The 12,723-nt window shown below is 41.5% G+C and carries 10 protein-coding genes; 3 read left to right on the forward strand and 7 right to left on the reverse strand.

The genetic code is table 11. From position 1 onward, the window contains the following. Positions 1-42 precede the first annotated feature (42 nt). The 3 genes from I1A59_RS03135 to I1A59_RS03145 are packed head-to-tail and all read left to right on the forward strand — an operon-like array spanning position 43 to position 2,357. Positions 43-1,095: a bifunctional glycosyltransferase family 2/GtrA family protein gene (locus tag I1A59_RS03135; RefSeq protein ID WP_196091363.1), complete on the forward strand. Its 1,053-nt coding sequence runs from the start codon at positions 43-45 to the stop codon at positions 1,093-1,095. Then, positions 1,082-1,984 (forward strand): phosphodiester glycosidase family protein, encoded by a 903-nt coding sequence (locus I1A59_RS03140; protein WP_196091364.1) that lies wholly within the window; start codon positions 1,082-1,084, stop codon positions 1,982-1,984. Before I1A59_RS03135 ends, I1A59_RS03140 begins: the two co-directional genes overlap by 14 nt. After that, positions 1,965-2,357, forward strand: a complete 393-nt coding sequence (locus I1A59_RS03145; protein ID WP_196091365.1) for a hypothetical protein — start codon at positions 1,965-1,967, stop codon at positions 2,355-2,357. Before I1A59_RS03140 ends, I1A59_RS03145 begins: the two co-directional genes overlap by 20 nt. 202 nt (positions 2,358-2,559) lie before the next feature. Here I1A59_RS03145 and I1A59_RS03150 read toward each other — a convergent pair whose 3' ends face one another. From I1A59_RS03150 to I1A59_RS03180, 7 genes are all read right to left on the reverse strand, one after another. Next, positions 2,560-2,919: a hypothetical protein gene (locus I1A59_RS03150; RefSeq protein ID WP_196091366.1), complete on the reverse strand. Its 360-nt coding sequence runs from the start codon at positions 2,917-2,919 to the stop codon at positions 2,560-2,562. Positions 2,920-3,297: 378 nt separating this feature from the next. Continuing rightward, positions 3,298-6,393 carry a type I restriction endonuclease subunit R gene (locus I1A59_RS03155; protein ID WP_196091367.1) on the reverse strand — a complete coding sequence of 1,032 codons (3,096 nt, stop codon included), beginning with the start codon at positions 6,391-6,393 and terminating at the stop codon, positions 3,298-3,300. Positions 6,394-6,438: 45 nt separating this feature from the next. Continuing rightward, entirely contained in the window at positions 6,439-7,743 is a 1,305-nt protein-coding gene (locus I1A59_RS03160) for an anticodon nuclease (RefSeq protein ID WP_196091368.1), read from the reverse strand. Positions 7,744-7,762: 19 nt separating this feature from the next. Further along, a complete protein-coding gene (locus I1A59_RS03165; protein WP_196091369.1) occupies positions 7,763-9,526 on the reverse strand; it encodes a restriction endonuclease subunit S in 1,764 nt (587 codons plus the stop codon). Between the two features lie 3 nt (positions 9,527-9,529). Further along, positions 9,530-10,135, reverse strand: a complete 606-nt coding sequence (locus tag I1A59_RS03170) for a Fic family protein (protein ID WP_196091370.1) — start codon at positions 10,133-10,135, stop codon at positions 9,530-9,532. Next, positions 10,135-11,682: a type I restriction-modification system subunit M gene (locus I1A59_RS03175; RefSeq protein WP_196091371.1), complete on the reverse strand. Its 1,548-nt coding sequence runs from the start codon at positions 11,680-11,682 to the stop codon at positions 10,135-10,137. Before I1A59_RS03175 ends, I1A59_RS03170 begins: the two co-directional genes overlap by 1 nt. Before the next feature lie 391 nt (positions 11,683-12,073). Then, positions 12,074-12,723, reverse strand: a 650-nt coding sequence (locus I1A59_RS03180; protein ID WP_196091372.1) for a transposase, incomplete at its 5' end; no start/stop codon positions are given.

Below are 12,723 nucleotides of genomic sequence, written 5' to 3' on the forward strand. Positions count from 1 at the left end.
CCCGTATTCTTAAACGCAAGAAGAAAAAACGAGGTAAGCGATATGTATTATGTAGTGATCCCAGCCTATCAACCGGATGAAAAACTGATCCAATTATTAACCGTTATGATGCAGCGCTTGGACTGTCAAACTATCGTCGTGGACGATGGCAGCACGGGAAAGTCTGCAGAAATCATCGAGGCTGCCAAATCCTACGCGACTGTCTTGCACCATGAGAGGAATCAAGGAAAAGGGCAAGCCTTGCGGACAGCCTTTCAGTATCTGCAAGTTTTCGGTCAGGATGGGGTAGTGGTAACCGCAGATGCGGATGGACAGCACGCTGTGCAGGACATTGACCGACTAGCTCACGCAGCCATGAACCTGCCTAGCCGCCTTATCTTGGGTGTTCGCCAGTTCACCAAGGATATCCCGCTGCGCAGCCGTTTTGGCAACCAGCTCACCAGGGTCTTGTTTCGTCTGCAGACTGGAGTCAATGTGAGCGATACCCAGACTGGTCTCCGAGCCTTCCACACCGACCTGCTTCCTTTCATGCTAGAGGTCGAAGGGAACCGTTATGAGTACGAGATGAACATGCTTAGCCAGGCTAGCCAGCGTTACAAAATGACCGAAGTCCCGATCCAAACCATCTACATCGATGATAATGCCAGTTCCCACTTCCGGCCGATTCAGGATAGCTTGCTGATTTATAAGAATCTCTTTAAATTTACACTATCCTCCCTCAGCAGTTTCCTAGTTGATTACGGGGTCTACGCCCTGACTCTCCTAATGTCTACAGCACTGCCAACAGCAACCCGTCTGGTCCTAGCCAATACCATTGCTCGCATCACGAGCTCCATTTTCAACTTCAGCCTCAATAAGAAGCTGGTCTTTCACAACCGGAACAGTCTTACCCGCACGGGGGCCGGCTACTTCACCTTAGCCCTCACCCTCTTCCTTGCCGACACAGCCCTTCTTTACCTTTTCCACCAAATGTTAGGAATGAATCTTTATATGGTAAAAATGATAGTAGGCTTGATCCTCTTCCTGCTGTCTTGGACTGTGCAAAAAAACGTCATTTTCAGAGAAAGGAATTCGTATAGTCGTGAAATCGCTTAAGAAACCCTTCGCCTACGCCAGCATCTTCGGCCTACTCTTGACCGGCGGCTTCAGCTACTCCCTGCTAAAAACCTTTGTCCTATCCCAAGCTATGACCAGCGTCAACGCCACCAACACCTCCTCATCAGCAACCACAAGCCCAACCAATGTCTCCACCACTGACACCAGCTACACCGATGACAACATCCAAATCAGCTTGGAAACCATCACCACCAATGACACAACCGTCTACGTCGCCGACATCCACGTCAGCTCCGCAGACTACCTCAAAACAGCCCTAGCCCAGAACACCTATGGCACCAACATCACCGCCAAAACCTCTGAGACCGCCAGCAGTAATAACGCCATCCTCGCCGTCAACGGCGACTACTACGGTGCCAACGCATCCGGCTACGTCATCCGCAACGGCATCATCTACCGCGACACCGTCCGAGACAACGCTGACTTCGGCGACCTCGCCATCTACGCCGACGGCTCCTTCAAGATCATCAAAGAAACCGAAGTCACCGCCCAAGAACTGGTTGACGACGGCGTCGTCAACCTCCTAGCCTTCGGACCTGCCCTCATTGAAAACGGCCAAATCGCTGTCGACACCAGCACCGAAGTCGGCCGTGCCATGGCCTCCAACCCCCGCTCCGCCATCGGTATCATTGACGAAAACCACTACATCATCGTCGTCGCCGACGGCCGCACAGAAGAAAGCCAAGGACTCTCCCTCTACCAAATGGCCGAAGTCTTAAAAGAATACGACGCCCAAACCGCCTACAACCTAGACGGCGGTGGCTCCTCCACCCTCTACTTCAACGGCCAAGTCATCAACAACCCCACCACAAACGGAAACACTATCTCAGAAAGAGAGGTCAGCGACATTGTCTACATCGGTTACTAATCCCAGTCAACGATTCAGAAGAAGCCTGATTACCTACCTAGCCCTCACAGCCTTCCTCTTCCTCTTCAGCCGCATCTACGAAAGCCTCAGCTATGGCGAAGTCTCCTTCTTCATGCACTACCTCTGGACTGTTCCCCTAGCCGGTGGTAGCCTCCTCCTGACACTCCTAAAATTCAGACCCAACCTCTCACGACTCAGCTACAACCTCTGGAACTCCGGCATCGCCACCCTCACTGCCGGTTTCCTCCTCCGTGGCATCATTAACTTATCCGGCCGATCAACAACCCTAGACCAACCCTATTGGCTCATCGGAGCCAGCTTCCTAACCCTAGCCCTTCTCTCTTTATTTATTCATTCGAAAAAACACGCCTAAAATCAAACGATTTTAGGCGCTTTTTATAGTCTTTTAGTTTACTTTTAGTACAAGGCAGCGAGTCGTAGACAGTACTGAAGTACGGCAAGATGAGCTAACACAGTAATAAAAGATAAACTAAAAGAGTATATCATTAATCCAATTCAGACAAGTAGGCTTTGATTCCATTCCAAAAGCGTTGAAAATCTTCCCTCTCCGTCGGTCAAATCTTGGTCACACGGTCTATGGCGATGACAAACACCGCCAACATCTCATAATCAGCAGCAGATTGGGAAACCAGACCCACACGCTTACCGACAATCAGAAAGAGGTAGAAAACAAACAAACTCGTACGCTTGGGAAAAGCCAGCAAGGCCTCCATCCCCATCCGCAAACCAAGATAGAAGACCCCTTGCCTCCTCCCCGCCTCAAACCAAGACAAAATCCGACCATACAACCAGTCGGACGTTAGAAACAGCGCTTGGATGGCGATGATGATCATGGCTACGTTGTTGGCATACCCCACTGACATCCCCAAAGAGCGCGTGATGTCAAAAATCATATCCCCATTAAAAAGAGCCAAATAAAGCACACCCACTACCAGAACCAAGGCAATCAGAAAAAACCACCAAAGTTCGTAGCAACTTTTTTACAGTCATAAAATTTTGTCCTCTTCCTTATATATCTGTAGAATAAAATTCCCTAAATACTCCACATCCTTAAAATTATATACTACTGAATCAAAAAAGTCCCCCACATATACCGCAGGGAACTCACAAAATCTAATCATAATAGAAAACATAACTTATCCAAGAACATGCCAGTGATACTGTTTGCATTGTTCCAATGATGGATAGAATTACTGTAGGATAAGGAGAAGATGGGAACAAAAAGGGGACGGAGGTGTTGTATTTAGAAGAACTTTCTCATCACTAGTTGGTCAACTCAAATTAAACAATTACTACAATACTCCACCGATACCCTTGAATTTTTCAACAAACATGCCAATCTTTTGAAATACCATTTGTTTCTTAGTGTGATACTGAGGATTCAGTGGACTCATCCTAGGCAGAGTCTCATTGAGAGCATTGCCGTTCTCGCTGGCATATCCATGATTCAAAGAGGTTTGGATATAACGCTTAGTATTTTCTACATGTAAACCTTCCGTCTGAATCAGCGCTTCCACTTCTTTTTTCTGCTCCTTCTGAGCAAAGAGGAAGAATTCCTTAATGATATCGGTTTTATTCGCAAAACTATCCAAATCACTGTGGTGAATAAAGGCCACAATCAGATCTTCCTTGGCTCTATTTCCAAGACTTGCACGAATAGTACGCGAAATTTCCTCAATCAAAATATCTTTGTCAGAAACTTTTTTATTGGTTTCAAAAATCAATTCCAAAATATAGTCTAGATTGATTTCCTGAGATTTTAACAGCTCAACTTCAAAGACGACAGAATCCCAGTCTATTTTTGATTGGCTATCTTGCTGATTTCGACGTTCGATAGTATACCAATCCCTAATGTCATTGTAGGTAGAACGATAATCCTGAATTTCTCGTACTGTCGGCAAGGTTAGCTGAGATAGGTCCGCCATAGTTGTATCATCCATGTGATACTTGGCCTGAAATACTGCCACTTCCTCTGCATTTTCAAAATCAACCTCTTGCAAAGCCTGTAAACTCATATAGTCGTCATAATTCTGAAGAATGGTATCCAGTTTCAAATACTTACCGAACAAATCAACAAAAGCTTTTTTATCACTTTCTTTTACAATTTCACTTGGATTTGGAAAACGTTCCCGAAGCTCCTGAACAACCGACAAATAGCCTTCCTTCTGCTCTCCTGCATCTACATACCCATTTAAGTAATCATGATAAGAGCGCTCCAACAGCACCTCTGCTGTCTCTGTTTTACCAAAAAGTTTAATCGCATCAGTCGTTGCCTTTTCCAAATCGCGAAAAGTCACAATATTCCCGAAGGTTTTGGTCGCATCATAAATCCGATTGGTCCGTGAGAAAGCCTGAATAAGTCCGTGATAACGAAGGTTTTTATCAACAAAAAGAGTATTGAGAGTCGGCGCATCAAAACCTGTCAGGAACATGCCCACCACAATCAGCAAATCCACCTCACGCGTCTTCACGCGCTTGGCCAAATCGCGGTAATAATTTTGAAAATCATTACCATTAATTGTGTAGTTGGTCTGGAATAGCCTATTGTAGTCAACTACACAGCGGCTTAGAAATTCTTTGCTACTGACATCTGACAAATCTGTTGGGCTAAAGGTCTCATCATCAATTTCTCCGATGGCGGACTGTGCTTCGTTGGCTACAAAAGAGAAAATAGTCGCAATTTTTAGCGGGTTACCACGACCTTCCTGCTGCTTTTGCAGCTCCTGATAATAGGCTTTGGCGGCATCAACACTGGACACCGCAAACATGGCATTGAAACCTTTTCCTGACTGTCGGTGTGTTTTTTGATCAAAATGCTCCAAGATATAACTTGAAATCTCAGAAATCCGTGTTGGATGCAGAAGAGCTTTCTTAGTTTCAGCAGCATTCAGTTTATCTAAATCCTGCTCACTTTCGTAGTCCTTAAATTGAGGGCGGACATCATTATAATCCACCATAAATTTCAAAACTTTCTGATCCCGGATGGCATCTGTTATGACATAAGAATGAAGCTCATTTCCAAAAACTGAAGCCGTCGTCTCAGAGCCCAAGGCGTTTTCTACCTTAATCGGAGTTCCTGTAAAACCAAACTGGCAATATTTCTTAAACTTCTTTTTCAATCGTTTTTGAGCCTCACCAAATTGCGAGCGATGGCACTCATCAAAGATGAAGACCACTTGCTTGTCGTAAATCTCATGTTGCTGCTCACTACTCATAAAATTATTAAGTTTTTGGATAGTGGTCACAACAATCTTGTTATCATCTTTTTCGATATTTCGCCTGAGACCAGCTGTACTATTGGAACCATTGACTGAGTCTGGCGAGAAGCGCTGGTATTCCTTCATGGTTTGGTAATCCAAATCCTTTCGGTCAACAACGAAAAAGACCTTGTCAACCTCATCCATTTCCGTCGCAAGCCTTGCCGCCTTGAAGCTGGTCAAGGTCTTACCAGACCCTGTCGTATGCCAGATATAGCCTCCTGTATGAGGGCCACTCTTGATTTTGGAGGCAATGGCAGAACGGATTTTCCAGATAATCCGCTCCGTTGCCGCAATCTGATAGGGGCGCATGATGAGCAGCGTATTGCTGGTGTCAAAGACCGAATAATAGATTAAAACATTGAGCAGGGTGGTTTTGCTGAGAAAAGTCGCTGTAAAGTCCTTCAAATCCTTAATTGGGTCGTTGTTTTTCAAGGCCCAATTCATAGTAAACTCAAAAGAGTTCTTATCCCGCTTGGTGGTATTGGCAAAATAGCGACTGTCTGTCCCATTTGAAATGACAAAGAGCTGAAGGTACTTAAACAGGGAATTTTCTTCGTTGAAACTTTCCTTGCTGTAACGATGCACCTGGTTAAAGGCCTCACGGATAGCTACGCCTCGTTTTTTCAATTCAATCTGTACCAAGGGCAGACCATTGACCAAGATAGTCACATCATAGCGATTGGCGCTAGTCCCTATTTGATTCATCTGATTGATGACTTGCACCTTATTTCGGCTAATATTCCTTTTATCCCAAAGATAGATATTTTGAATATGCCCATCATCAAAGATGAAGTCATAAACATAGTCATCATGCAGCTTTCGCGTCCGATCAATCAGACTTTCACTGGCTTTATTCAAATATTCGTCTAAAAACCGCTGCCACTCCGCATCTGTAAATACCACACGATTAAGGGTTTCCATCTGCTCACGGAGATTACCAAAAAGTGCATCAGGAGTAGTGATATAATTCAGATATTCATACCCCTGTTGCTGTAAATCACTAATCAGTTCTCTCTCCAACTCGGCCTCCGTCTGATAGTGACTAGGCTGCTCCTTTTTAGTGTACTTTTCAAGGACGATAAAATTATTCGATTCGATAATCGGGGCTGTTTGAGTGAATTCGGACATAGTTACTCCTTATAATAAAATTACTCTCAAGCTTAAATTTTTAAATCATCCAGATTTAAAGTTATATTTGGAAATAAACCACCCAAATACATTCTTGAAATGAGTTAAATCCTCTTCTGGAATTTCTGAATTTTCTTCCATCGAATGCTTATTGTGACTAAATAAATTTAATTTTCTACAATAAATATCAATATCTCTTTGAGTTAAGCCCTCATCCTCATCTGGGACCAGTAAATCTTCCCAATTTCCATACCCCAAAAATGTAGAGGTTTTTTCAAATAAGGTTCTCAACAAATTGAAATGGTATTTTTTTATGCTATTATTTTGAACAGCTTGTTGAATGACTTCGATTATTTCTATATGATATGAAAACGGAGAGTCATTCGTATCTTTCAAAATATAACTGTCCAAACCATTATGAAAATCGACAACATGCTCTAGGATACTTGGACAATAACTATTGTTTTTTTCTTTCTCCACCTCTCTATCACTATTCTTTTTCTTTAATTCATTAAATAACACGTTAAAAAACAAGGGGTGGTGTGTTGTTACGATAAACTTTATTCCTTGATCGTTTGGATTTTTACTATCTCTAGGTTTATAATTACTTTCTCTAATTAAGTTAGCAATATCAATTGCCACCTCAATTACTCTTTGCTCATCAAGAGAAGAAACCGGGTCATCAATAATGATATACTCAATTTTATCTAACTCACTAGAACCATCATTTATATCTGTAATTACTTGGTTAATAAAAGTATAAAATAAACTCCAAATAAAATTTGTCTCTTCCCCTTTTGAAAGTTTAATATTTTCTTCAGTTATCCTCTCATTATTTTCGACATTCTTTTTCGTATACGTTTTTCTAAAGGCGACGCTTTTTGAGCCGTCGAAAATAGGTTCTATAATATTTTGCAGAGATCTTCCTTCTTCTCCATCAGGAAGAATTCCTAGGTAGCTTTGAAAAGTATTAATGACATCATTATGCATTCCCTGTACATCAATAATATACTGTACAAACAATGATTCATTATTAATTATTAACTCCCGATTAGTATCACCTGATAAATCATTGTCCCAAGTAAACAAGTCCTCTGTAAAAGCATTGTAATAAAACAATTTCTTTTTCTTCATCAATTCTATGGTTTGCATATGACTAGACTGTTGCCTAGTAGATTCACTTGCTTGATTTTCATCGCCAAAAGATTTCGTAGCTAACAGTTCTTTTATTTCCAAAGATAGCCGTGTTTTCCCGCTACCATTAAACGCATAAATTAACTGCGTTTTAGTTTTTCTTTCAATTAACTTTGATGCTACTTCAGATAACGTTTCAAATGAGTTTGATGTCATAACTTTAGTTCTCCAAATTTTATCTAAACTTTAACAATCTATCCCTGAAATACTTATACTGCTTCTGCCGCAGTTCAATTTCTTTTGGCAAGCCTTCTGCAATAGAGCTGATAAGGCTGTCAAAAGTATCAAGGATGGAGACGATACGGGATTGGACTTGCTGCGATGGTAGAATGATAATCAAATTTTCGACACTCATTTTCGATAATCTGGGAACACTTGCTTTTCTTACTTGACCTTTCAACCTATCTTGGTTATTTAGTAGCGTATGATAAATAAACCTCTGTTTAATGACATCCGTCTCAATCGTCCACACATCATCCGCTTTCCAAAAATTCTGGTTACTATACCCAATTTCTCCCGCGGCACCAGCACTAATAATAAATGTGCTATCTCCTAATGTGTTCCAGTCTTTATAATAACCTAATGCAGTCAGACTATTTTGATAGACAGGATAACCTCCCATATCAGACAAGTCCTTCCGGACTAAACGTTTTCCACGCACAACATCTGACACCACTCCCAACTGTACCCGTATGGGGCCAAAGACCCAGTTCAAGAGCCTAATCAGGTCTTGTCTGTACTGTACTGTACTGTCAGTATACACGCCTTCGGCGGTGAAGGTCAAGAGTTTATCTCGAAAATACTCGTACTGTTTTTGACGCAGTTCAATCTCCTTGGGCAGTCCAAGCTTTAGGTCGTTGCAGACCGTATCGAAGTTATCCAGAACTTGGACGATACGCTCTTGAATGTGAAGAGGTGGAACGGGGATTTTGAAATCTCTAATCATCTTCAAATTAAGCCCACCCCTAGTTCCCTCTCCGGAAGAAATTTCACGAAATTTAGTATATTGGCCTTTGAGATAGTAATATAAATAATGACTATTAATACTTTCATCAGACACAATAGAGCACAGGGATTGATTTGTACAGAGTTCTATTTTGGTTATTGCGACTGTCCCCCGAATTTTGCCTTGTCCTGCCAATGCAATCACAACCGTGTCCTTCGGAACCATTTTTGTACTACAACTATCATACCCCAATTGCGTGATTTTTTTATCCGTATTATATACAAAACCTTTATTTACTTCCCCTGAACTCATCCAAGGAATTGTACCATTTTCCCAGTATCCCAAATTAGAAGTTTTAGGAGTGGCACCCGCTAAACAATCCGCCACCTCCCCCAGCGTCTTCCACTCGACCTGATAAACCTCGTCCTCAAAGGATAGGAGTTTATCCCGATAATAAGAGTATTGCTTCTGGCGGTCGGTCAATTCTGCGGTCAATTCTGCGGTCAATTCTGTAACATATTCCGTGAATTTGTCAAGTATTTGTGCGATTTTTCGTTGAATTTCTAGGGGTGGGATGGGGATTAAAAACGATTTAAGCGTTGAGAGTACGATATAGGACATTGCTGCTTTCTTGGTATTTCGCTCTAGATACTGTTTCAACTGATATTTAACAAAATGAAATAAATATCTAACGCTAATATCAGTAGTAAAATTAGTCAACACATAAGTCCTTTGGTAGGCTTCAAATTTCCCGGAATAATACTTTACATCCCCTACATTTGCGTTCCCTGCTATCAAAAGTGCTTCAGCATCCCACCTAAAGGAGTTAATCCGACTAATATCTCTAGCTGTTGTAAAAAAAGGATACATACCATTTTCTACAGCAGCATTGGCGTTCAACTTACCAGTCTCAATTTCACAAACCTCCCCCAACTCTTTCCAAACTACTCCATTGGGGCAGAGGTCGGCTATCATTTCTTCTATTTTTGTCATTCTTTACAACTCCTCTGTCTTATAGAGACTATAACCCTCATAGTAGTAGGAATGGTCGATTCCTTTCAGGTAAATGGTGCGGTCGTTGACTTTACTTGTCAGAGCTTGCTTGATAACATGTTTTATCTCGATGTCTCGGATAGGGCTGCGCTCCATGGCTAGGAGGTAGTCTTCCTTATCCACCTTTGACCAATCAACAACCTGACCAATCTCCGCTTTCAGGAGGTGGGCCAGCCACAAGCACATGCTTCGGCCATTGCCCTCCCGAAAAGGGTGGGCCATATTCATTTCCACATATTTCTCGAAAATCTCATCTACTGTTGACTGAGGCATCTTGTCAATCGTTTCAAGAGAATGAGACAGATGCATGACTGGAGCGAAGCGAAAATTGCCTTTGGTCATATTGACATCACGGACCTGACCTGCAAAAGAATAGATATACTGAAACAAAGTCTTATGAATAAAGGCCAAGGTTTCAAAACAACCCGCTTTTTTGGTATCCAGCAAGTCTTGCTCAAATAATGCCTTGGCCCGCTCCTTGCTGATTTTTTCCTCAGCCCTTGCCAATTCCAGAGAATCCGTGATTCCAAGTTTATTGTCCAAAACCATCAGCTCAGCTCCTCCACAATCTTATCAATCTCTACACGCAAAACATCAATCTTTTTTACCCTTTCAGCAATGTCTTTATTTAACTGAACAATATCAATCTTCTCTCGGGTATCTTCTTTTTCCACATAGGTCGACACCGACAGATTGTAGTCATTCTCGACAATCTTCTCGTGGGGAACAAGTGACACAAAGTGCGCTTTTTCTTCTCCCTTTGCAAATCCATCTAAAATGTTCTGGATATGCTTCTCTGTCAGTACGTTATTGTTGGTTTCTTTTTTAAATTCCCGACCAGCATCAATAAAAAGGGTATCAGTCGTGGTCTTATTTTTAGCTAACACGAGAATACAGGTGGCAATAGAGGTCCCAAAAAAGAGATTGTCCGGCAGCTGGATAACGGCCTCAACAAAGTTACCGTCAACCAGATATTTGCGAATTTTTTGTTCCGCACCACCACGGTAAAAAATACCTGGGAAAGTAACGATAGCAGCCCTGCCTTTTGACGACAGATATGATAAACTGTGCATGATAAAAGCAAAGTCAGCCTTGGACTTAGGTGCCAAAATCCCCGCAGGCGCAAAGCGATCATCATTGATTAAGGTCGGATCGTCACTGCCAATCCACTTGATGGAATAAGGCGGATTTGAGACGATGGCATCGAATGGCTTGTCATTTCCATGTTTTGGATCTAACAAGGTATTGCCACGCTCAATGCTAAATTTATCGTAGTTGATATTGTGGAGGAACATGTTCATGCGAGCGAGATTATAGGTGGTCATGTTGATTTCCTGACCATAAAAACCATCTTCAATAATATGCTCGGAAAACTGTTTCTTGGCCTGAAGCAGGAGAGAACCTGAACCACACGCAGGATCATAAATTTTATTAATCTTATTGTTCTCATCTTTTCCCAGCATCACAATCTTGGCCAAGAGTCTGGAGACGTTTTGCGGTGTGAAAAACTCACCACCTGATTTCCCTGCATTAGACGCATAATTAGAAATCAAGTATTCATAGGCATCCCCAAATAAATCAATATGATTATCTTCAAAATCACCAAAGTCCAAGTCTGCGATACCTTCTAAAATATCTGCCAGACGTTGGTTCCTTTCCATCACTGTATTCCCAAGTCGATTACTCCGAGTATCCACATCATCAAAGAGACCTTTAATGTCATGTTCACTGTCATAACCGACAGCACTGGACTCAATTGCGTCAAAAATTCCCCTCAAATCTGTATTCAATTTATCATTATTTCTAGCATTTCTGACAACATTTGAAAAGAGCTGGTCTGGATAAATGAAGTACCCTTTTGTTTTAATAGCATCGTCCTTAATGTCATCAGTGATCAATTCTACAGGAACATCTTCATAATTGATGTCTGGGTCACCACCCTCAATGTAGTTTTTAAAATTTTCGCTGATAAAGCGATAAAATAAAATCCCTAATATATACTGCTTAAAGTCCCATCCATCTACCGCACCACGTACATCATCAGCAATCGCCCATATTTTCCGATGGAGCTCCTGTCTTTGTACTTGTTCTGACATGATCCTACCTCATTTTTAATCTTTTTGTACTATTTTATCACGTTCTTAAGCGTATAGGACACACCATCTATCAACTACTACGCTAATAGCTTTCTTCTCTCAGAAATTTTCTTCATTTACTGTAATTCTTTACACATCATTACTTGTGAAATTATAAAAGGCGGATTATAATGAAACCCGAATTATTCATACCCTGAATATCTTTGCGTAACTATCAAAAAAATCATCAGAAACAAGCAATAAACAATTGCAGTTCTGATGATTTTTATGAACGATCAAGCTTTTCTATAAATAAATATGGATCTGCTACCTTAGCACCCTAAAAAAGGGTAGACTCCACCCTTGGTGCGACTCTCGATTTTTAAAAATGTATTCTATTTGATTCGGTATCCTAATTTCCTAACAAAGGGGGACTGGTATCCCTTACTGCATAGAGAACGGGGAGTGAGAAATCTAGTCTGGAAATTCGCTCAAAGAGAGCCTGAAACTCATCCTTCAGAGAATAGAGATTAGACAGTTTTAGAATTTGTTTTCTAGCACTTTTGACGCATTTTCCAGCTATATTCACAAACAGTTTCCGAAAACGTTTCATCGTCAAATTCTTCACAGACCCACTAGCTAGATGCTTCATAAATAAGGAAAGATTATAGGCCAAGCAAGAAATCATCATACGAACTTCATTCTTGATTAGAGTTGAACTATCTGTCTTATCTCCAAAAAATCCAGACTTCATCTCTTTTATGAAATTTTCAGACTGTCCTCGTTTTCGGTAAAGTTGAAAACATTCTTCGCTAGCACCACCAGCTATATTGGTCACAAGAGAAGTAACTTCATAGAAGAGTTCCCCATCCTTTCTTTCTGAAAATTGGCAGACACGGCGGGCGTGATCCCAAGAATTTGCTTGATAAACAGTCTCGGAATAGGAAGAATGAGGTAAAATGGTCATATCCTCATTTTCAGAACCAGGTAAACTTAAATCCCCTAAACGACTAAGAATAGAGTTTCTTTTAAGCTTGATGAGATAGTTCTCTCCACTCTCTT

This window comes from Streptococcus sp. NLN76, assembly GCF_015686645.1.
Taxonomy (GTDB): Bacteria; Bacillota; Bacilli; order Lactobacillales; family Streptococcaceae; genus Streptococcus.